Source organism: Alkalibacillus sp. S2W, assembly GCF_046764385.1.
Taxonomy (GTDB): domain Bacteria; phylum Bacillota; class Bacilli; order Bacillales; family Alkalibacillaceae; genus Alkalibacillus; species Alkalibacillus almallahensis.
On the sequence record NZ_CP177234.1, the window covers coordinates 1,241,547 to 1,262,631 of the forward strand.

Here is a 21,085-nt window from a genome sequence, read left to right on the forward strand (position 1 = left end):
GGTGAACATCGCAAAGGTAGTTGTTGACGTTCCAGTCTCTGCAACTGACGCTCTGTTTGATTATCAAATTCCGGAAGACTTACTAACAATCGTAGAACCTGGAATTCGTGTCATTGTGCCGTTTGGGCCACGACAAATTATGGGATTTGTTGTTGATCTAACAAGTAAGAGTGAGTTTGAAAACTTAAAACCCATCCAACAAGTGATGGATTACAAACCAATCCTGACATCTGAGTTAATCCATTTATCGAAATGGTTACAACATGAAACGCTTTGCTTTAGAATTTCTGCTTTACAAGCTATGTTACCAGCTGTTTTTAAAGCGAAATATAGTAAGGAAGTTTGGTTACAGACAGACGAAACATTATTACCAGAAAATTGGCAAGCTATTTCCCAAGGGCGTGAAGTATTTCCTTTTCAAGATTTAATTGACGCTAAAATTCCTGATTCTCAGATTCGACGTCACATCGAAGATGGAATTATTGAAATTAATTATGTTGTTAAAGGGAAAAATCGAGTAAAAAAGGATACATATGCCGAACTAGCTTTAAGTGAGCCTGACACTCTAGAAAAATTAGCTGAATTCTCCAATCAGGCTAAGAAACAACACGATATACTAGAATGGTTACTGGATCAAGAACAACCTGTACGATTAAAACAGTTGCAAGAGACTTTAGGTGTTACTAGAAGTCCAGTTAAATCTTTAGAACAAAAAGGACTATTAAACCTTGTTCAAAAAGAGATATATCGAGATCCTCATTCGCACCCATTTGAGGCAACAGAATCTTTACCTTTAACCGAACAACAGCAAAATGTCATGGACCCTGTTCTAACTAATATTCACGAAACCAAACATGATGTTTTCCTATTACATGGTATTACGGGAAGTGGGAAAACAGAGGTATACTTACAATCAATTGAAACGGTGTTAAACAAAGGGGAAGAAGCGATTGTACTCGTACCGGAAATTTCTTTAACACCACAGATGGTTGAACGGTTCAAGTCGAGATTCGGTGATGACGTTGCGGTGCTCCATAGTGGCTTATCAACTGGTGAGAAATACGATGAATGGCGAAAAATTCATCGAAGAGAAGTAAAAGTAGTAGTAGGTGCACGATCTGCTATTTTTGCGCCTTTTGATAATCTAGGAATCATCATAATTGATGAGGAGCATGAAAACACTTATAAACAAGAGGACTATCCTAAATATCATGCGCGTGAAGTAGCTAAATATCGTGGTGAATTTCATCAATGTCCAGTTATCTTAGGAAGTGCAACTCCGACATTAGAAAGTTATGCAAGAGCACAAAAAGGCGTGTACCGTCTGCTTGAGTTGACAGAACGCGTTAATAAGCAAGCTATGCCAGAAATGGATATAGTCGATATGCGCGAAGAACTAGCTAAAGGGAATCGCACGATGTTTTCTGATACGCTAGTAGATAAGATCAATGCGAGAATCGAACGTGGCGAACAAGTTGTCTTATTACTTAACCGACGAGGGTACGCTACGTTTGTGATGTGCCGAGAATGTGGTGAGACGATCCAATGTGAGCATTGTGATATTTCCATGACTTATCACAGAACCCAAAACAAGCTGAAATGTCATTATTGTAGCGATGAACGGCTCATGCCAAATACCTGCCCGAGTTGTGAAAGTGATGCCATTCGTTTTTTTGGTACAGGAACTCAAAAAGTCGAAGAGGCCTTACAAGAACAGTTTCAGCACGCTCGTATTATTCGTATGGATGTCGATACAACTAGTCGCAAAGGTGCACATGAACGCTTATTAAATCAGTTTGCTAATCAGGAAGCAGATATATTGCTTGGCACGCAAATGATTGCTAAAGGGTTGGATTTTGAAAATGTAACACTTGTCGGTGTGATTGCAGCTGATGCATTACTTCATTTACCAGATTTCCGAGCTGCGGAAAAGTCATTTCAACTTTTAACTCAAGTAAGCGGTCGTGCAGGTCGACATGAATTAACAGGCGAAGTCGTTGTACAAACTTATACACCAGAGCATTATACAGTTGAAATGGCAGCAGATTATGATTATCAAGCATTTTATTTACGTGAGATGCAAGTGCGTAAACGATTTGGATATCCACCATACTATTATTTAGTTTTAATTAATCTATCTCATACCAATCACGTAAAAGCAGTCGATGCTTCAAAACGAGTGGCTCAGATCCTTGCTCGTGATTTAGGTGATACGACACAAATGTTAGGCCCAACACAATCACCAATGTTAAGGATTAAAGATCGCTATCGGTACCAATGCATGATAAAATATAGAGAGCGAGAAGATGTTGAGGCAGCGTTATCAAATGTTCTCAACCATTTTCAAAAAGAAATGAATCAAGATGATTTGCAACTAACGGTTGATTTTGAACCTTATAATTTTATGTAATCAATAGCATAGATAAAGGAGTTTGCTATGACGAAACGAATTGTATTTATGGGGACACCTGATTTCAGTGTTCCAGTATTAGAACAACTAATCGAATCTAGTTATGATGTGGTGGCAGTAGTCACACAACCTGACCGTCCCAAAGGAAGAAAGAAAAAGTTAGCGCCATCACCAGTTAAAGCGTTTGCTCAATCACATGAAATTCCAGTATTACAACCTGAAAAAATTAAGCATGATTATCAAACGATTCTTGATTATCATCCTGACTTAATTGTCACAGCTGCTTATGGGCAAATCCTACCCGAACCATTATTAGAAAGCCCTCCATTTGGCTGTATTAATGTCCATGCGTCACTATTACCAAAATTACGAGGTGGTGCCCCTATTCATTACGCCATTTTAAATGGTGAAAAAGAGACAGGTATTACCATTATGTACATGGTGAAAGCATTGGATGCAGGTGCAATGTTATCGCAAGAAAAACTTGCAATTCATGACGATGATACTGTCGCTGATTTACATGATCGATTGGCCGAAGTAGGTAGCCAATTATTGATGCGAACAATCCCACAACTATTTGAAGGGTCTATTGAACCGACCGAACAAAACCACGAAGAAGCAACTTATGCACCAAATATCACACGTGATGTTGAACGTATCGATTTCTCAGATACACAACAGAATATATACAATCAAGTGCGAGGCTTAAATCCATGGCCAGTCGCATTTACGACATACCACGATCAATCAATTAAAGTGTGGGCTGCTGAGAAGGTGCAAGATAAAACGAATCAAAAACCAGGCAGCATAGTTGCCGTAGACGTTGATGAAGGTGTCGATATTGCAACGGGTGATGGTGGTATACTTAGATTAACTGAAATTCAACCAGCAGGTAAGAAACGCATGAAAACGGTCGACTTTCTAAGAGGTTCAGCTGACTTCTTTACTGTTGGCGATCAATTAGGGTGATAGGATGGCAGAGACGAAGACAGTACGCGAAATCGCATTAAATTTACTAGAACGAGTGAATCAAGACGGTAGTTTTAGTCATATTTTGATTAATCAAACGATCTCAAAACATGATTTAAAACGAGAAGACCGTGGGTTATTAACTGAAATGGTTTACGGCACGTTGCAACGACAAATGACACTAGACTATTATTTAAAACATTTCGTTGGTAAGAAAAAGCTTGATCCATGGGTTAGAATCTTACTTAGAATGTCTCTTTATCAAACGATTTATTTATCCCGAATTCCTGACCATGCCGTCATTAATGAAGCGGTTACGATTGCCAAAAAGCGAGGTCATAAAGGGATTAGCGGATTCGTTAATGGTGTTTTACGCCAAGTGCAACGCGAAGGAATACCGTCACTTGATTCTATTGACGACCCGATAACAAAACTTGCAGTCAGTACCAGTCACCCAACATGGATGGTGAAGCGATGGGTTGAACAATACGGTTTTGAGACAACGAGAAAAATGTGTGAATCCAATATTGAATCAAAACGTGTGTCAGTGCGAGTTCAACCATTAAGAATCGAGCGAGATGAAGCCATATCACATTTAGAACAAGAAGGAATCAAAACCATACCATCTCGTTTATCGTCACAAGGATTAGTGATAACAGAAGGAAATGTGTTAGAAAGCAGTCTCTTTCCTGATCAGTTAACCATTCAAGATGAAACCTCTATGCTCGTTTCAGAAATGGTGGACCCGTCTTCTGAAATGTCCGTACTTGATGCTTGTAGTGCACCTGGTGGTAAGGCAACGCATATGGCTGAAAAGATGGCAGGAGAAGGAACACTATATGCTTATGACTTACACGAATCTAAAATTAAACTCATAAATGACAAGGCTGAAACATTAGGGTTAAATAACATCATCACAACACCTATGGATAGTCGTCATTTGAATGAACAACACGATCATGGGTCATTTGATCGTATTTTACTTGATGCACCATGTACAGGCCTAGGTGTTTTAAGAAGTAAACCAGATATTAAGTATCAAAAGTCTGAAGAAAATATATCAGAATTAGCTGATGTACAACGACAACTTCTTGATGCACTTATGCCGTTACTAAAAGAAGATGGTCAATTTGTCTATAGTACTTGTACAGTGGATCAAGAAGAAAATGAACATCAGATCAAGGCGTTATTAGAACGAGTTCCTCAGTTAGAAGTGGATCCGAGTTTCTTCGAGGAACTTCCTGAGGTTTGTCAGTCATTATCAGGCTTAAGTGAGTTTGGATTACAGTTGTATCCGCATGACTTTGCGGCAGACGGATTTTTTATCACGCGTTTACGTTTTAAAAGTAATTTGAAGTGAAATGAGGTGCAATACACCTATGCATGCAGTGTTTAAATCAGATAAAGGTAAAGTAAGACAGGCGAATGAAGATAGTGGTGGTTTATTTTATAATCAAGGGGAACAGTTATTAGCTGTTGTTGCTGATGGAATGGGTGGACATCAAGCAGGTGATGTTGCCAGTCGTATGGCAACTAAACATATGCAATCTTACTGGGAAGATACTGAGCCCTTCTATGATGTTCAAGAGTTAGAGGTGTGGCTTGATACGGTCGTGCAGGAAGTTAATGATGTATTAGTCGAACATGCTGCTAGTGATTTAGAATGTTCTGGAATGGGAACGACGCTTGTTGCTGCAGCATTTATTGGTCAGACAATAGTTGTTGCTAATGTTGGTGATAGCCGTCTATATCAAATCACACCTAACACGATTGAACAGAAGACTCAAGATCATTCTTTCGTTAATGAATTAGTGCATCAAGGTCATATTACGGAAGAAGAAGCTGAAAGCCATCCTAAAAAAAATATCCTAACACGAGCCTTAGGAACAGCTGAAGAAATTATCGTAGATATTATAAGTTATCCTGCTCAGAGCCCTGTTTATTCTTTACTTTGTACAGATGGCTTAACAAATAAGCTTTCAAATGATGAGTTACTACACATTGTTCAGACCAGTGAGACGATTGATGATGGTGTAGAACAATTAATTGCACGAGCAAATGAACTCGGTGGCGAAGATAATATTACAGCAATATTAGTGGAGCTATCGTTTAATGAGTCGGGTGATTCAACGTGGTCTTAGGCAATGTATTAAATGATCGATATCAAATTATTCAATACATAGGCGGCGGTGGTATGGCTAATGTTTATTTAGGCCAAGATTTAATTCTAAACCGTGAAGTCGCCATTAAGATCTTAAGACTTGAATATGCTGACAACCAAGAGTTTATCGAGCGTTTCAATCGTGAAGCTGAAGCGGCAATTAGTTTATCTAACGAACATATTGTTAGCATATATGATGTAGGGCAGGAAGACGATATTCACTATATGGTGATGGAATATATTGATGGCATGACATTAAAACAATATATTCAATCACAAGGCCATGTTCCAATGGAAGAATCTGTGCATATCATGCTTCAACTTACAAATGCCGTGGAACATGCCCACCAAAATGGCATTGTCCACCGTGATATTAAGCCACAGAATATACTAATTGATCAGTCGGGACATATAAAAATTACGGATTTCGGAATCGCTCGCGCTTTAAGTACGACTTCATTAACTAAAACCAATGATGTTATGGGTTCTGTCCATTACTTATCACCAGAACAAGCACGAGGTGGTTTAGCAACCAATAAATCTGACATCTATTCATTAGGTATTGTTTTATATGAGTTGCTAACTGGAAGGCTTCCGTTTTCAGGAGAATCAGCAGTATCGATTGCTTTAAAACATATGCAAACGGAACCACCATTTGTTCGAAGTTTTAACCCGAATATCCCTCAAAGTTTAGAAAATGTTGTATTAAAATCAACCGTCAAAAATCCATTAGAGCGATATGAAACAGTAGAAGAGTTAAGACAGAGCTTAGAAACTGTCTTTGATCCATCAAGACTTAACGAAGCAAGGTATGTTCCACCTGTTGAAGAAGGTGAAGATACCAAGGCTATTCCGGCTATTAATGAAGAACAGAGTACTCATTCAGTATCTAATAGTAATCAATCTGAAACGATTGTACCTGGCAAACAAAATGGTTCTGATAAACGCTCGAAAAAATGGGGTATATGGATAACAGTAGGATTATTTATTGTGATTGCAGCTATTGTACTCGCATTATTTGTTTTACCGGGTCTATTTATGCCTAAGGATGTTACTATTCCAGATGTAAAAGAAACGACCTATGAAGATGCAGTCACAGAACTATCAAATTTAGATTTGGATGTCGAGCGAGAATCAGTTTTTTCTGAAGAAATAGATGAAGGTTTAGTTGTTCGTTCTGAGCCTAATGCGGACTCAACGGTTAAGGAAGGTTCGACCGTAACACTTTACACCAGTCTTGGTCAGGAAAAATTAGAATTCCCAGATTATGTAGGGGATGAATTTAATGATGTGAAACGTTATTTAGAAGCGAATGGTTACCAAGAAGTTATTCACTACGAACAAACGTCGGAACAACCAGAGGGCCAGATCATCAATCAAATTCAGCCCGAACCAGGACAAGAGATCATTCCGGAAGAGACACGAGTTATTTTTGATATTAGTCAAGGACCGCCATCGACAGAAATTCCATCGTTTACGAATTGGACATTAGATGAAGTTCAAGATTACGCTGGAGAGCATAATCTAACATTATTAACTGAAGAAGAGCACTCAGAAGAGTTTTCAGAGGGGCGTATCATTCGTCAAGAGCCAAGCCCTGAAAGCGAGCTAGAAGAAGGCGATGAGGTGAAAGTTTTCGTGTCGGAAGGCCCAGAACCACAACCTATTACTGAAACCGTATCATTCACAGTTGAATATGATGGTTCACAAACTGAGAATAATCAAAATAGTAACGGAGAAGGTTCATCCAACAATGGTGACCAAGCTAATCAGTCAAATCAAGAAAATGAAGAGCCCCAAGGTCAAGAAGTCAGTATTTATATCGAAGACCAAGACAATAGTATAGAAGATATTTATGAAGAAGATGTCATACGTGAAGACACAACGTATGAAGTAGATTTAACAATTGCGCCAGATTCAACAGGTGAAGTATTGGTTATTAAAGAGGAAGAGCAAGTTTATCAAGAAACAATCCCATATGATTCAGGAGAGAGTGAGTAAATGGTTCAAGGCAAAATAATGAGAGCATTAAGCGGATTTTATGATGTGATGGTTAATGGTCAAGTGTATCGTTGTAAAGGACGTGGATTATTTCGTAAACAAAAAATCACCCCATTAGTTGGTGATGATGTCGATATCACATTAGAAGAGGACGGAACAGGTACCATTACCGATATAGAGAAACGCCACCATGAATTAGTCCGTCCACCTATTGCGAATGTCGACCAAGCTATTGTTGTTACATCAACAGTTGAACCTGATTTTAATCCATTATTGCTAGATCGATTTTTAATGTTAATTGAACATAAACAACTAGATACCGTGATCATTTTCACAAAGGACGATTTATTAACAGATGATCATCGACAAACAATCGAATATTACCGTCAAGCCTATGAACAAATTGGTTATCCGATTGTGCAAACGTCTAATGAACCAGTTAAATTAACTGACCAACTCAAACCTTATCTAAGCAATAAAACGTCTGTTTTTGCTGGTCAATCTGGTGTAGGAAAATCAACATTATTAAATCAAATGGATGACTCATTAAACATTGAAACAAATGATATTTCTCAAAGTCTTGGTCGAGGGAAACACACGACACGTCATGTAGAGCTTTATTCATTAGGTGGTGGGTTGGTGGCTGATACACCAGGTTTCAGTGCGTTGGATTTTGATGAGTTATCGCTTGAGGATTTACGTCACTGTTTTCCTGAATTTCTGAATTATGAAGATGCCTGTAAGTTTCGAGGGTGCTACCATATTAACGAGCCGAAATGTGCAGTGAAACAAGCTGTAACTGAAGGTGATATTGAAGAATTTCGTTATCACCACTATCAACAGTTTTTTGAAGAAATCAATCAAAGAAAGCCGAGGTATTAAATATGACGAAGGTTGCTCCATCTATTTTATCTGCTAATTTTGCAACATTAAAAGATGAAATCGAATCAGTAGAAGGTCAAGCGGATTATATTCATGTCGATGTTATGGATGGTCATTTTGTACCTAATATAACAATTGGTCCTATGATTGTAGAAGCGATTCGTCCAGTAACAGAATTACCATTGGATGTTCATCTTATGATTGAAAATCCAGATCAGTACATTGCTGCTTTTGCTGAAGCAGGAGCTGACATCATTTCTGTACATGAAGAAGCATGCCCACATTTACACCGAGTCATTCAACAAATTAAACAGCATGATGTAAAACCTGGGGTCGTCATTAATCCAGCGACACCTGTGTCATCGATTGAACCGATTTTGCAAGACGTTGATTTAGTGTTAGTGATGACAGTAAATCCCGGTTTTGGTGGTCAATCATTTGTTGATTCAACTGTTGGTAAAATAGAAGAGCTAGCTCAACTTAAATCAGATTACGGTTTTGACTATGAAATTGAAGTCGATGGTGGCGTTAAACCAGAAACAGCTAAAACATGTGTTGAAGCTGGAGCTGACGTATTAGTCGCTGGTAGTGCTGTTTTCAAACAAGATGATCGCAAAGCAGCAATAGAAGTTATTCGATCTAGTTATAAATAAGTTTAGGAGGATCCTGCCATGGAAAAAGTGGCAATAGTCGCTGGTGGACCACCAGTTGATATACCATCATTTCAACAATACCCATCGATTACGACTTGGATTGGAGTCGATTCAGGAGCTAAAATTCTAAGTCAATCATTAAATGAATTTGACTATGCAGTAGGCGATTTCGATTCTGTAACTTCTGAAGAATTGGCTGGTATTCAAGATGTGTGTCATGATGTCAGAATTCATCCATCTGAGAAAGATGATACAGATTTAGAGATAGCCATAAATTTAGCGATTTCACTGAATCCTGATCAAGTCTTAATTTTCGGTGCCATGGGCGGAAGAAGAGACCATGAATGGGTTAATTTAATGTTACTTCAATCTTTTATACCCCATCAAATCGATGCGTGGTTGTGTGATAAACAAAATGAAATAACACTAAAAAAACCAGGGACATATACTATTAATCGAGATCATACATTTCCTTATATCTCTTTTCTTGCATTAACAGAAACCGTTGAAAATTTAACATTAGACGGTTTTAAATATCCATTAGACAGCTATTCCATTAAAAGTGGCTCCTCTTTGACTGTATCCAATGAATGGAATGAAAAAATCGGTACTTATTTTTTTACTCGTGGCATATTAATAGTGATAAAGAGCCGTGATCAATAAGAAGCGTTAGGTATAGGAGGGGGAAGATGACGTTTCATACGATTAAATTACCCAGATTTTTAGGTGGGCTTGTCAAATCAATGTTAGGGTTAGTGAAGAAGGATTAACAAAAAAACTCGCTTACAATGCATGATTGTAAGCGAGTTTTTTATTGATTAACATTATACACGCTGAACTTTACCAGATTTCAAAGCACGTGGTGAAACATAAACCTTTTGTGGTTTACCGTCTACCATGATACGTACTTTTTGAACGTTTGATTTCCATTTACGTTTATTGGCATTCATTGCGTGTGAACGGTGATTACCAGTTGACGTTTTGCGTCCGGTAATTTTGCATTTACGAGCCATTTAAAATCCCTCCTACTTCTCTTTCTATCACTTTATATACTTTATCATATGGTCGAGCTGATTTCAACGATGGAATTTCACCTTATCAAGTTTATATACTTGACAGATTGAAAGGGGTAACAAAGCTTTTAAAATTAAACCTTATATAGTAAAATAACGTTAGTTATCGTCATCAACCAAGGAGGATGGTTATGTCAATCGAATTTAATAATGAATATGGACAAGTATCGATCACGAATGAAGTTGTCTCGACAATTGCTGGTGGCGCCGCAATGGAATGCTATGGTATAGTTGGTATGGCTTCTAAAAAGCAATTAAAAGACGGCTTATCAGAGATTTTAGGTAAAGAAAATTTCACTAAAGGTGTTGTCGTACGTCAAGAAGATGACAAACTAAATATTGATATGTATATTATCGTTAGTTACGGTACGAAAGTTTCAGAAGTTGCTCATAACGTCCAAAACCAAGTTAAATATGCTTTAAAACGAATGGTTGGATTAGACGTCGTATCAGTCAATATTTATATTCATGGCGTTCGCGTAACGACTTAGATGATTGTTGTGGATGAAGGAGGAAATGTTGTGTCAAATCATACATTAACAGGTGAGCAGTTCGCTCAGATGGTTTTATTAGGAGCGAACCACTTATCAAACCAATCACAAATGATTGACTCATTAAACGTATTTCCGGTCCCTGATGGAGATACCGGAACAAATATGAATTTAACGATGACTTCGGGTGCCTCAGAGGTGGAAAAAGTAACTTCTGATCATATTGGAGAAGTGGCTAATTCTTTGGCTAAAGGCCTTCTAATGGGAGCACGTGGTAATTCAGGTGTTATTTTATCTCAGTTATTCCGTGGTTTTTCTAAGAGTGTTAAAGAGAAAGAAACCTTAACAGTTAAAGACTTAGCTGATGCTTTAGAATCAGGGGTTGAAACCGCATATAAAGCCGTTATGAAACCAGTTGAAGGAACGCTTTTAACTGTGGCAAAAGACGCTGCTAATCAAGCTAAGAACATTGCTAATGACGATCAAGATCTGGTTGAATTTTTCACAGCTGTATTGGATGAAGCTAAAGCTTCACTTGAACGTACACCTGAATTATTACCAGTGTTAAAAGAAGTTGGCGTTGTTGATAGTGGTGGACAAGGATTAGTAACAGTTTATGAAGGATTTCTAGCTTCGCTTAAAGGTGAAGAAGTCCCTGAAACACAGTCTCATCCATCCCTTGATGATATGGTTAGTGCTGAACATCATAAAATGCATCAAGATTTCATGGAAACTGAAGATATTGAATTCGGTTATTGTACAGAATTTATGGTAAAGTTTGAAGAGGATAAATTGCAAAATAATCCTTTTGATGAAGATGCCTACCGTCATGAATTAAGTGAATATGGCGATTCTTTACTTGTTGTGGCTGATGATGAAGTCGTTAAAGTACATATTCACGCAGAGCATCCAGGAGAGGTTATGAACCTTGCCCAAAAATATGGAAGCTTAATTAATATTAAAATCGAAAACATGCGTGAACAACATACGTCAATCGTGGGTGAACAACCTAAAGAACAAAAGAATTCACCAAAACAACCATTAGCAGTTGTTACCGTTGGCATGGGCCAAGGAATTAAGGAAATGTTTGAAAGTTTAGGAGCAACGGTTGTGATCGAGGGTGGTCAAACGATGAACCCTAGTACACAGGACATCGCGACAGCTGTTGAACAAGCTAATGCTGAGAAAGTACTTGTTTTACCTAATAATAAAAACATTGTCATGGCAGCTGAACAAGTTAATGAATTAGTTGAATCTGAAGTTCATGTTGTGCCGACTAAAACGGTCCCTCAAGGTATGAGTGCCATGCTAGCGTTGAACTTAGAAGCAACAATCGATGATAATGTGACGTCGATGAGTGAAGCTATGCAACATGTTAAAACAGGGCAACTAACATATGCTGTACGAGATACACAAATTGATGGTCGTGAGATTCAAGAAGGTAACTTCATGGGTATTATCGATGGCTCAATAAGTGCTGTTAATCGTGACAAACTCGAAGCGATTTTTGAACTATTAAATAATCTTATAAATGATGAAGAAGACGAGATTGTGACGATTTTACAAGGCGAAGAAGGAACAGATGAAGAAGTTCAACGTATGGAAGAATATATTGAAGAACATTTTGAAGAAATAGAAGTTGAAGTGCATAAAGGTCAGCAACCTATTTATTCATATATTTTATCTGTCGAATAACATAGAAAATGATATTGATTTATAAATTACGCACTGTTAGATTTAGTGTTGATTTGAATAGTTAAGCACGGAGTTGTTGAATTGTGAGAAGCGAAGGTGGCGACTCCTGGTCGACTAAAAACGGTCACGTCCTGTGACCAACGTCGACATTAGGCCGTCCGGGCCGTCACGGGAACAGCGCGCGTCTCGAGACCCCGCAGGCCATGCCTTTGGGCCGAGGAGGCTCGAGCCGCGCCCGCGGAAAGCGTCCACCGAAAGCGGATCACAATTTCAACAACGGACTTTAACGGAGTCAATAATTAAAAAGCTGTTTTAAGTTGTGAATAAAATCAACTTAAAACAGCTTTTTTCTTACATAATCCCTTTTAAAATAAATTCAATTAAGAATAATATTGAAATTAAAATCATGAGTGGTTTTAATTCTTGTTTACGTCCTGAGACGATTTTGACAATTGGGTAAGCGATAAAACCAAATGCCATCCCATCAGCAATACTATACGTGAACGGAATCATAAACATAATTAAAAATGTTGGGAATGCTTCAGTCATGTCATCAATATTAATGTGTTTGATTGATTGCATCATCAAGACACCAACAATGATTAAGATGGGACTGATTGCATTCGCTGGTACGAGCGAGATATAAGGGATTAGAAAGAATGTTGATAAGAACAATAATCCAATTACAATACTCGCTAAACCTGTTCGTCCTTTGGCTGCAGTCACAGCAGCTGTTTCAGCGGCTGGGATCGTAGGTGAAGTTCCTAGGAATCCACTCAACATAGCTGTGATAGCACTACTTTTGTTAGCACGGTGAAATGATTCATGACGATCAATCATATCGAGTTGGCCATGTAATAATCCCATGCTCTCAAAGATGAGTACTATAGCTAAAGGTAAGACAGCTATCCAGAATGTGAAATCTACCATATGTCCAAAAGTTGGCAAGACAAGGAAGTTTGCAATATTTTCTGCAGTGATGGATGTCTGTTCTGTATCCAAAGTGCCGAATACATATGCAATACCAGTACCAATGACCATTGTTAGTAAAAAGTTAGCTGGTACATTCTTCACAAACAATATGACACCAACAAGTAGAGACAATAAACTAACGATTACAGACGGTGAAGAAAAGTCACCGAGTGAAATAATCGAATGTTCACCACTTACAATTAAACCACCGTTTTCCAAACCAATTAGGACTAGAAATAAGCCGAGTCCAATGGTGATGCCATGCTTTAAAGTATCTGGTATAGCTTGTTTAAATGCTTCACCCAGTGGTGTAATAGCTGTGAGAAGAAAAATCAAACCAGAAACAACGACAACACCCAATCCTTGTTCATAAGTGAATTGATATTGTTCAACAATTGAGTAAGCGAATAATGCATTCACGCCCATTCCGGGTATGATGATAATTGGAACTCGAGCCCAAATACCGACAAGTAAACAGCCGATGGCACTGGCTAAAATCGTCGCAATCATAGCATCTTCACGATTAATGCCGGCATCACTTAGGATGGAGCTGTTAACCACGACAATGTAAACAGTCGTTAAATAACCAATGAGGCCAGCGATGATTTCATTTAACCAATTTTTATTTGGCCAATTATTCATGTTGACTCCTTCTTTTTTTGTGAGCCCTCACCCTCCCAGGTTGTAAAACCCAAACAATATTATAAGCACTGTATATTAAAATATCAACTGAATCAGGGTATCCAAAGAGAATAACGGTTGGAATTTCGGACAAATAACGATAGAATAGAAGTATAACGGAAAAGGGAAAAGGAGAGTGCCAAGCATGAAATTCAGATCGGTTTTCGATGTTATTGGACCTGTCATGATTGGTCCATCGAGTTCGCATACAGCAGGTGCTGCTCGGATCGGTAAAATGGCACGAGAATTATTTGGTCGTAAACCAGATTGGGCTAAAATCCATTTATATGGTTCGTTTGCTAAAACGTATCAGGGTCACGGAACAGACGTAGCGTTAATTGGTGGAATACTAGGTTTTGATACGTATGACGAACGGATTCGTGATGCTAGAGCCTTGGCTAAAGATGAAAACGTTGACATAGAAATCATTGAAGAAGATGGTTCGTCAGAACATCCGAATACAGCTCGGATTGAATTGGGTGATCAAGAAAGCACCTTCGAGTTAGTCGGTATTTCAATTGGTGGGGGCAAAGCAGAGATTACGGAATTAAACGGTTTTGAATTACGTTTATCCGGCAGCTCACCAGCGATATTGGTGATGCATAATGACCGATTTGGTGCTATTGCATCCGTCACAAATGTTTTAGCAGAGTATAAGATTAATATTGGTCACATGGAAGTATCAAGGCGAGAAGCAGGAGAAGAAGCCATGATGGTCATTGAGACTGATGAGAAGATTCCAAATGATGTGATGGATCAATTAGATGATTGCGATCACATTTTACAAGTAGTAACAATTTCTGAATAGGGAAGGAGTGAGACAGCATGATGTTTCAAAATGTAAGTGAGCTCGTCCAAAAAGCTGAAGAAGATGGGATTTCATTATCAGAGGTGATGATTCGTCAAGAAGTTGATGAAACAGGGAAGCCTCGTGAAGAAATTTTTGCTGAAATGGGACGTAACTTAGATATTATGGAAAAATCCGTAGAAGATGGATTAGAAGGGGTTGAGTCCAAATCTGGTTTAACAGGTGGTGACGCCGTTTTAATCCAAAAGTATATGGCTGAACAGGAATCATTGTCAGGAAATATGCTATTAGATGTTGTTAGTAAAGCGGTGGCGACAAATGAAGTGAATGCGGCGATGGGTACGATTTGTGCAACGCCTACAGCAGGAAGTGCAGGTTGTGTTCCAGGCGTACTATTTGGATTAAAACCCCGGTTAAATCCTACTCGTGAACAAATGGTACGATTTTTATTTACCTCAGGTGCATTCGGTCAGGTGGTTGCCAATAATGCCTCGATCTCTGGCGCTGCAGGTGGTTGCCAAGCGGAAGTCGGTTCAGCAGCTGGTATGGCAAGTGCGGCAGCGGTCGAAATGGCTGGTGGAACACCTCAACAATCTGCTGAAGCTATGGCGATCACACTCAAAAACATGCTCGGGTTAGTATGTGACCCTGTGGCAGGTTTGGTTGAAGTTCCGTGTGTTAAACGAAATGCGATGGGTTCATCCCAAGCGATTGTGTCAGCCGATTTAGCGTTAGCTGGTGTAACTAGTCGAATTCCAACAGACGAAGTGATTGGAGCTATGTTCCGTATTGGCGAAAGCATGTCACCAGCTTTAAAAGAAACAGCAGAAGGTGGCTTAGCTGCTACGCCTACAGGCCGAGAGTTGGCGAAAAAAGTGTTTGGTCCTGCTATGGGAAGTGAGTGATGAACGTTGTTAGAAGAGTCAGTTGAAATCATCCCCAATGTGGGTGATAAAACAAAGGAACAGTTAGAAATGCTTGATATTACTAAAGTGGGAGATTTACTCTTCCACTTTCCTTTTCGTTATGACTTCTTAGAACTGAAGAATTTAGAAGATATTGAGCATGAAGAAGTGGCGACGATTGAAGGCGAAGTCGTTTCACAACCAAATGTGTCGTTTTTTGGTAAGAAAAAATCACGACTGACTTGTACCATTCAAGTTGGTGTCGTAGCAGTAAAGGCTGTGTTTTTTAATCAAAATTTCTTGAAAGATAAGTTAATTCCAGGCGAAACTGTGACACTCACAGGCAAATGGGATATGCACCGTTTACAATTAACTGTACATAAGTATCATCCTAAGTCATTTGATGAAGCAGAATCAATAGAACCGGTGTATCATACAAAAGGGAATTTAAAAGTCTATCAACTCAAAAAATTAATTCGCTATGCTTTGAAATCCTCTTTACAAGAAATCGAGGAAATATTACCTGAACAATACTTACAAGACTATAAATTACCAGTACGCCAAGAAGCTATTCGTCATTTACATCAACCCGATTCACAAACCTCTTTAAAACATGCTAGACGCCGGTTTGTTTACGAAGAATTATTTCTATTTCAATTAAAAATGCAATATATTCGAAAAGAGAACAAAGCTCAATCTATCGGAACTCAAAAGAGTTATAACGAAGAAAAAGTTCAAACGTTTATCGATGCTTTACCTTTCCAATTAACCCAGAGCCAGTTGAGGGTTCTAGACGAAATTCTGAACGATTTAAAGCATGAGACACGAATGAATCGTCTTTTACAAGGTGATGTTGGTTCCGGAAAAACAGTCATTGCAGCCATTGCTTTATATGCAACAACGCAATCAGGACAACAAGGAGCTCTAATGGTTCCTACCGAAATACTAGCTGAACAACATGAGGATTCTCTTAATGACTTATTCGGCGATCAGCTTAAGATTCGTTTATTAACAGGATCGATTAAAGGTAAAAAACGAGAAGCGATCTTAGAGGAATTGGCTAATGGTGAAGTCGATCTATTAGTGGGAACGCATGCTCTTATTCAAGATGATACGATCTTTAAACAATTAGGATTAGTCATTATTGATGAACAGCATCGCTTTGGTGTAGAACAACGCAAAACATTGCGTGATAAAGGCTTAACTCCTGATGTGTTATTTATGACGGCGACCCCAATTCCGAGAACACTATCCATCACTTCATTTGGTGATATGGACGTATCTGTTATTGATGAGTTACCAGAAGGACGGTTACCTGTTGAAACATATTGGGTTAAGCATCAAATGACAGAACGAATTCACCAGTTTTTGATTGACCAGATTGGTAAGGGACAACAAGCTTATGTGATTTGCCCCTTAATAGAAGAATCAGATCAATTAGATATTCAAAATGCAGTTGAAATTTATGAAACATTAAATCAAGTGATGCCAGACTCTATTCACGTAGGTCTTATGCATGGTCGTCTGAGTGCTCAAGAGAAAGAGGATATCATGCGACAATTTGCAGCCAATGAAATCCAATTGCTTGTCTCAACAACAGTGATTGAAGTTGGCGTGAATGTCCCTAATGCGACGACGATGGTCATTTACGACGCTGAACGATTTGGATTAGCGCAATTACATCAATTACGAGGTCGCGTAGGGCGTGGTAGTAATCAAAGTTATTGTATTTTGATGGCAGATCCTAAAACTGAAAACGGACAAGAACGTATGCGTGTCATGAGTGAAACAACTGATGGTTTTGAGTTATCAGAGCATGATTTGCAAATTCGTGGGCCAGGCGACTTTTTTGGCAAAAGACAAAGTGGTCTTCCAGAATTTAAAGTTGCGAATATTGTAGAAGATTACCGTGCTTTAGAAGTCGCAAGGCAAGACGCAGTCCGTGTCATGCAAGAGAATCGATTAGAGAATAATCCAGATTATAGTAAATTAAAACAATTGATTGAATCCGATCCATTAATCCAAGAACGAATTTTTGATTAATGTTTGCATCTATCGGTGACGTATTATATATTACTATTAGGACCTAGTCATAAAATGGACGGTGTATGACATGAAACAAAAGAAAAAAGAACGGCAAGAACAGTTGACACAGCTGATTGATGAAACACCGTTTATCACAGATGAAGCATTAGCTAATAAATTCGGTGTCAGTATTCAAACGATCCGTCTAGATCGGTTAGAATTAGCAATTCCAGAATTACGCGAGCGAATTAAATATGTTGCCGAAAAACAATGGGATGAAACAGTTAAAGCACTACCATTGGATGAAGTGATTGGTGAAGTTGTACATTTAGAATTAGATCAATCAGCTATATCACTGATTGATATAAGTACTGAACACGTTTTTTCACGCAATCAAATCGCCAGAGGTCATCATTTATTTGCTCAAGCTAACTCACTTGCTGTTGCCGTTATAGATGATGATTTGGCTTTAACATCGCAATCCGATATACGGTTCACTCGTCCTGTAAAATTGTATGAGCGAGTGATTGCGAAGGCGAAAGTACAAGGTGATGATGATAAAGGCCATACAATTGTAGATGTCACGAGTTACGTTGATGAAGAAGTCGTCTTTCATGGTCGCTTTCATATGTATCGATCAACTGATGAATAAAAGGAGTTAACCGATATGAAAATTGCAATAGATGCCATGGGTGGTGACAATGCACCTAATGCTATTGTTGAGGGTGTAAAGGAAGCTGTTAATCACTATAATAAAGTTGAATTTATTTTGTTTGGAGATGAAGAACAAATCAAACCTCTTTTAAATGAGGGGTCTGAACGAATTTCGATTCATCATACTACAGAAAAAGTAGAGAATGATGATGAACCTGCTCGAGTCGTTAAGAAGAAGAAGAATTCCTCAATGGTCTTAATGGCTGAAGCGGTAAAAAATGGTAATGCTGATGCTTGTATTTCAGCAGGTAATACGGGTGCGTTAATGAGTACTGGATTATTCAAAGTCGGTCGAATCAAAGGAATCGAGAGACCAGCTTTAAGTCCAACGTTACCAACTATTGATGGAAGTGGATTTCTTTTATTAGATGTTGGGGCCAACGTCGAAGCGAAAGCCCAACATTTAATGCAATATGGGATTATGGGATCAGTCTACGTTGAAAATGTGAGACAGGTAAAAGCTCCACGTGTTGGTTTGTTAAATGTCGGAACAGAAGATGGCAAAGGGACTGAATTAACCAAACAAGCTTTTGAAATGTTGGAAGAAGCCCCAATTAACTTTGTCGGCAACGTTGAAGCGCGAGATTTATTAGAAGGTGTCGCCGATGTAGTTGTGACTGACGGTTTTTCAGGTAATGTTGCCTTGAAGTCAATAGAAGGTACGGCTATGTCGATGTTTTCAATGCTCAAATCTGCTTTTTCCAAAAACCTTAAATCCAAATTAGCAGCAGGGATGGTTAAATCAGATTTAAGAGAAATTAAAGATCAATTAGATTATTCAGAGTATGGTGGTGCGGCGCTTTTCGGCCTAGCAGCACCAGTTATCAAAGCGCATGGCTCATCAAATGGTAGAGCGATATTTAGTGCGATTAAACAAACATATAGCATTGTTGACCAAGATGTTACTCATTTAATTCAACAAGATGTCGAAGTAATGAATGAAGGAAAGGAGTCACAAAATGACTAAACTAGCCTTTTTATTTCCTGGTCAGGGCTCTCAGGAAGTTGGAATGGGCCAAGCATTTTATGATCAATTTGATGATGTGCAAGCATTATTTAAGCGTGCAGATGATGTTTTAGGTTATCAATTATCTGATTTAATGTTAAATGGACCAGAAGAAACGTTAACAAAAACTGAGAATGCTCAACCAGCTTTATTATTAAATAGTGTTGCGATCTTAGAACAAATTCGTCAAGCAGGTATTCAACCAGACATGGTAGCAGGACATAGTTTAGGAGAATATACAGCTTTATATGCTGCTGGTTCCATTTCGTTTGAAGATGCGATTCAAATTGTTAACAAACGCGGTAAATTGATGGAGGAAGCAGTGCCGAGCGGTCAAGGTACAATGGCAGCTGTTTTAGGATTAGATGATGAAACCATTCATGAGATTACGAAAACTGTAAATGAAGCTGGCGAAACAGTTAATGTCGCCAATTATAATTGCCCTGGTCAAACGGTTATTTCCGGAACGGTATCCGGTGTTAATGAAGCAATCGAAAAGTTAAAAGAAGCTGGTGCAAAACGCGCGTTACCATTAAATGTGAGTGGACCGTTTCATTCAGATTTAATGCGACCAGCTAGTGATCAATTTAGAGCAATCTTAGATGAAATTTCAATTCAGTCGGCTGCTATTCCTGTTTATGCTAATGTGACAGCAGAACCGACACAAGATGAACAAACCATACGTTCTCTTTTAATAGAACAATTATATTCCCCTGTGAAATTCAAACAAACACTTGAAAACATGGTCGAACAAGACGTTGATGCTTTTGTAGAAATAGGACACGGTAAAGTGTTAGCCGGTCTGGTGAAAAAAGTGCATCGACGGGCTACAATTTATAATATTCAAGACGTTGAGCAATTGAACGCGTTTATTGCTGACTTAAAGGAGGAATCATAATGCTAGAGGGTCAAACAGCGCTTGTAACAGGTGCCTCACGTGGTATTGGTCGAGCGATTGCTTTGGAATTAGCCAAAAATGGTGCTAATGTTGTCGTTAACTATGCTGGTAATCAAGCGAGAGCCGATGAAGTCGTTGAAGAGATTAAAGAATTTGGACAAGAAGCGATAGCATATCAAGCAAATGTTTCAAGTTCTGAAGAAGTTACCGCCATGATCAAACAAACAGTGGATCAATTTGGTTCTGTCGATATCTTGGTGAATAATGCAGGAATAACAAGAGATAATTTGTTAATGCGTATGAAAGAAGAAGAATTTGACGAAGTTATTGACACGAATCTTAAAGGTGTGTTCAATTGTATTAAAGGCGTGACACGTCAAATGATGAAGCAACGTGGCGGTAAGATTGTTAATGTTGCTTCAATTGTTGGTGTCATGGGTAACCCTGGACAAGTCAATTATGTAGCAGCCAAATCCGGTGTGATTGGTATGACAAAATCAGTTGCAAAAGAATTAGCGGCGCGGGATGTTAATGTTAATGCTGTTGCTCCTGGCTTTATTGCAACAGATATGACTGAGGATTTAACAGACGATCAGAAGCAACAAATGTATGATATGATTCCGCTTAATCGTCTAGGTGATCCGGAAGATGTCGCTCGCGTTGTTCGCTTTTTAGCTTCTGATGATGCGAAGTACATGACTGGCCAGACCTTACATGTTGATGGTGGTATGGTCATGTAAT

General features: G+C 38.6%; 20 protein-coding genes. 18 read left to right on the top strand and 2 right to left on the bottom strand.

The genetic code is table 11. The features are described from left to right. The first annotated feature begins 1 nt into the window (after window position 1). The 9 genes from priA to spoVM are packed head-to-tail and all read left to right on the top strand — an operon-like array spanning window position 2 to window position 9,846. Entirely contained in the window at window positions 2-2,410 is a 2,409-nt protein-coding gene (gene priA / locus ACKXGF_RS06720; protein WP_411955413.1) for a primosomal protein N', read from the top strand. Between the two features lie 27 nt (window positions 2,411-2,437). Continuing rightward, window positions 2,438-3,379: a methionyl-tRNA formyltransferase gene (fmt, locus tag ACKXGF_RS06725; RefSeq protein ID WP_411955414.1), complete on the top strand. Its 942-nt coding sequence runs from the start codon at window positions 2,438-2,440 to the stop codon at window positions 3,377-3,379. A 4-nt stretch (window positions 3,380-3,383) separates the two neighbouring features. After that, on the top strand, window positions 3,384-4,739 hold the full coding sequence (gene rsmB / locus ACKXGF_RS06730; protein WP_411955415.1) for a 16S rRNA (cytosine(967)-C(5))-methyltransferase RsmB: 1,356 nt from the start codon (window positions 3,384-3,386) through the stop codon (window positions 4,737-4,739). A gap of 19 nt (window positions 4,740-4,758) precedes the next feature. Next, window positions 4,759-5,520 (top strand): Stp1/IreP family PP2C-type Ser/Thr phosphatase, encoded by a 762-nt coding sequence (locus ACKXGF_RS06735; RefSeq protein WP_411955416.1) that lies wholly within the window; start codon window positions 4,759-4,761, stop codon window positions 5,518-5,520. Continuing rightward, complete coding sequence (gene pknB / locus ACKXGF_RS06740; RefSeq protein ID WP_411955417.1) at window positions 5,511-7,541, top strand: Stk1 family PASTA domain-containing Ser/Thr kinase; 2,031 nt, start codon at window positions 5,511-5,513, stop codon at window positions 7,539-7,541. Before ACKXGF_RS06735 ends, pknB begins: the two co-directional genes overlap by 10 nt. Continuing rightward, window positions 7,542-8,423 (top strand): ribosome small subunit-dependent GTPase A, encoded by an 882-nt coding sequence (gene rsgA, locus ACKXGF_RS06745; protein WP_411955418.1) that lies wholly within the window; start codon window positions 7,542-7,544, stop codon window positions 8,421-8,423. It abuts the gene before it with no gap. 2 nt (window positions 8,424-8,425) lie between these two features. Beyond that, window positions 8,426-9,076, top strand: coding sequence for a ribulose-phosphate 3-epimerase (gene rpe / locus ACKXGF_RS06750; protein WP_411955419.1), 651 nt, complete (start codon window positions 8,426-8,428; stop codon window positions 9,074-9,076). A gap of 18 nt (window positions 9,077-9,094) precedes the next feature. Beyond that, window positions 9,095-9,739: a thiamine diphosphokinase gene (locus ACKXGF_RS06755; protein WP_167259971.1), complete on the top strand. Its 645-nt coding sequence runs from the start codon at window positions 9,095-9,097 to the stop codon at window positions 9,737-9,739. A gap of 26 nt (window positions 9,740-9,765) precedes the next feature. Then, entirely contained in the window at window positions 9,766-9,846 is an 81-nt protein-coding gene (gene spoVM / locus ACKXGF_RS06760; RefSeq protein ID WP_167260491.1) for a stage V sporulation protein SpoVM, read from the top strand. Window positions 9,847-9,900: 54 nt separating this feature from the next. On the opposite strand, the gene rpmB is transcribed toward spoVM, so the two are convergent. After that, a complete protein-coding gene (gene rpmB / locus ACKXGF_RS06765) occupies window positions 9,901-10,089 on the bottom strand; it encodes a 50S ribosomal protein L28 (protein ID WP_411955420.1) in 189 nt (62 codons plus the stop codon). A gap of 191 nt (window positions 10,090-10,280) precedes the next feature. Here rpmB and ACKXGF_RS06770 point away from each other — a divergent pair, with 191 nt between their 5' ends. After that, on the top strand, window positions 10,281-10,640 hold the full coding sequence (locus ACKXGF_RS06770; protein WP_167259975.1) for an Asp23/Gls24 family envelope stress response protein: 360 nt from the start codon (window positions 10,281-10,283) through the stop codon (window positions 10,638-10,640). Window positions 10,641-10,670: 30 nt separating this feature from the next. Then, window positions 10,671-12,335: a DAK2 domain-containing protein gene (locus tag ACKXGF_RS06775; RefSeq protein ID WP_411955421.1), complete on the top strand. Its 1,665-nt coding sequence runs from the start codon at window positions 10,671-10,673 to the stop codon at window positions 12,333-12,335. A 351-nt stretch (window positions 12,336-12,686) separates the two neighbouring features. Here ACKXGF_RS06775 and ACKXGF_RS06780 read toward each other — a convergent pair whose 3' ends face one another. After that, complete coding sequence (locus tag ACKXGF_RS06780; protein ID WP_411955422.1) at window positions 12,687-13,949, bottom strand: NCS2 family permease; 1,263 nt, start codon at window positions 13,947-13,949, stop codon at window positions 12,687-12,689. A gap of 184 nt (window positions 13,950-14,133) precedes the next feature. On the opposite strand from ACKXGF_RS06780, the gene sdaAB reads away from it, so the two are divergent. From sdaAB to fabG, 7 genes are all read left to right on the top strand, one after another. After that, window positions 14,134-14,796, top strand: a complete 663-nt coding sequence (sdaAB, locus tag ACKXGF_RS06785) for an L-serine ammonia-lyase, iron-sulfur-dependent subunit beta (protein WP_167259981.1) — start codon at window positions 14,134-14,136, stop codon at window positions 14,794-14,796. A gap of 20 nt (window positions 14,797-14,816) precedes the next feature. After that, on the top strand, window positions 14,817-15,701 hold the full coding sequence (gene sdaAA, locus ACKXGF_RS06790; RefSeq protein ID WP_167260493.1) for an L-serine ammonia-lyase, iron-sulfur-dependent, subunit alpha: 885 nt from the start codon (window positions 14,817-14,819) through the stop codon (window positions 15,699-15,701). Between the two features lie 6 nt (window positions 15,702-15,707). After that, window positions 15,708-17,744 (top strand): ATP-dependent DNA helicase RecG, encoded by a 2,037-nt coding sequence (gene recG / locus ACKXGF_RS06795; protein WP_411955423.1) that lies wholly within the window; start codon window positions 15,708-15,710, stop codon window positions 17,742-17,744. A 70-nt stretch (window positions 17,745-17,814) separates the two neighbouring features. Continuing rightward, window positions 17,815-18,378, top strand: a complete 564-nt coding sequence (gene fapR, locus ACKXGF_RS06800; RefSeq protein ID WP_411955424.1) for a transcription factor FapR — start codon at window positions 17,815-17,817, stop codon at window positions 18,376-18,378. A 15-nt stretch (window positions 18,379-18,393) separates the two neighbouring features. Next, window positions 18,394-19,407: a phosphate acyltransferase PlsX gene (plsX, locus tag ACKXGF_RS06805; protein ID WP_411955425.1), complete on the top strand. Its 1,014-nt coding sequence runs from the start codon at window positions 18,394-18,396 to the stop codon at window positions 19,405-19,407. Further along, the gene (gene fabD / locus ACKXGF_RS06810; RefSeq protein ID WP_411955426.1) at window positions 19,400-20,344 is read left to right on the top strand and encodes an ACP S-malonyltransferase; all 945 of its coding nucleotides are present in this window, start codon (window positions 19,400-19,402) and stop codon (window positions 20,342-20,344) included. The genes plsX and fabD overlap by 8 nt, the downstream gene beginning before the upstream one ends. Continuing rightward, complete coding sequence (gene fabG, locus ACKXGF_RS06815) at window positions 20,344-21,084, top strand: 3-oxoacyl-[acyl-carrier-protein] reductase (RefSeq protein WP_411955427.1); 741 nt, start codon at window positions 20,344-20,346, stop codon at window positions 21,082-21,084. The genes fabD and fabG overlap by 1 nt, the downstream gene beginning before the upstream one ends. Window position 21,085 lies beyond the last annotated feature (1 nt).

Excerpts from the sequence above, each read along its gene's own strand:
- ACKXGF_RS06780 (WP_411955422.1), bottom strand. The coding sequence starts at position 13,949 with ATGAATAATTGGCCAAATAAAAATTGGTTAAATGAAATCATCGCTGGC.
- fabD (WP_411955426.1), top strand. The coding sequence starts at position 19,400 with ATGACTAAACTAGCCTTTTTATTTCCTGGTCAGGGCTCTCAGGAAGTT.
- rpmB (WP_411955420.1), bottom strand. The coding sequence starts at position 10,089 with ATGGCTCGTAAATGCAAAATTACCGGACGCAAAACGTCAACTGGTAAT.
- ACKXGF_RS06755 (WP_167259971.1), top strand. The coding sequence starts at position 9,095 with ATGGAAAAAGTGGCAATAGTCGCTGGTGGACCACCAGTTGATATACCA.
- sdaAA (WP_167260493.1), top strand. The coding sequence starts at position 14,817 with ATGTTTCAAAATGTAAGTGAGCTCGTCCAAAAAGCTGAAGAAGATGGG.
- ACKXGF_RS06770 (WP_167259975.1), top strand. The coding sequence starts at position 10,281 with ATGTCAATCGAATTTAATAATGAATATGGACAAGTATCGATCACGAAT.
- fapR (WP_411955424.1), top strand. The coding sequence starts at position 17,815 with ATGAAACAAAAGAAAAAAGAACGGCAAGAACAGTTGACACAGCTGATT.
- plsX (WP_411955425.1), top strand. The coding sequence starts at position 18,394 with ATGAAAATTGCAATAGATGCCATGGGTGGTGACAATGCACCTAATGCT.
- fabG (WP_411955427.1), top strand. The coding sequence starts at position 20,344 with ATGCTAGAGGGTCAAACAGCGCTTGTAACAGGTGCCTCACGTGGTATT.
- rpe (WP_411955419.1), top strand. The coding sequence starts at position 8,426 with ATGACGAAGGTTGCTCCATCTATTTTATCTGCTAATTTTGCAACATTA.
- fmt (WP_411955414.1), top strand. The coding sequence starts at position 2,438 with ATGACGAAACGAATTGTATTTATGGGGACACCTGATTTCAGTGTTCCA.
- spoVM (WP_167260491.1), top strand. The coding sequence starts at position 9,766 with ATGACGTTTCATACGATTAAATTACCCAGATTTTTAGGTGGGCTTGTC.
- rsmB (WP_411955415.1), top strand. The coding sequence starts at position 3,384 with ATGGCAGAGACGAAGACAGTACGCGAAATCGCATTAAATTTACTAGAA.
- ACKXGF_RS06735 (WP_411955416.1), top strand. The coding sequence starts at position 4,759 with ATGCATGCAGTGTTTAAATCAGATAAAGGTAAAGTAAGACAGGCGAAT.
- sdaAB (WP_167259981.1), top strand. The coding sequence starts at position 14,134 with ATGAAATTCAGATCGGTTTTCGATGTTATTGGACCTGTCATGATTGGT.
- rsgA (WP_411955418.1), top strand. The coding sequence starts at position 7,542 with ATGGTTCAAGGCAAAATAATGAGAGCATTAAGCGGATTTTATGATGTG.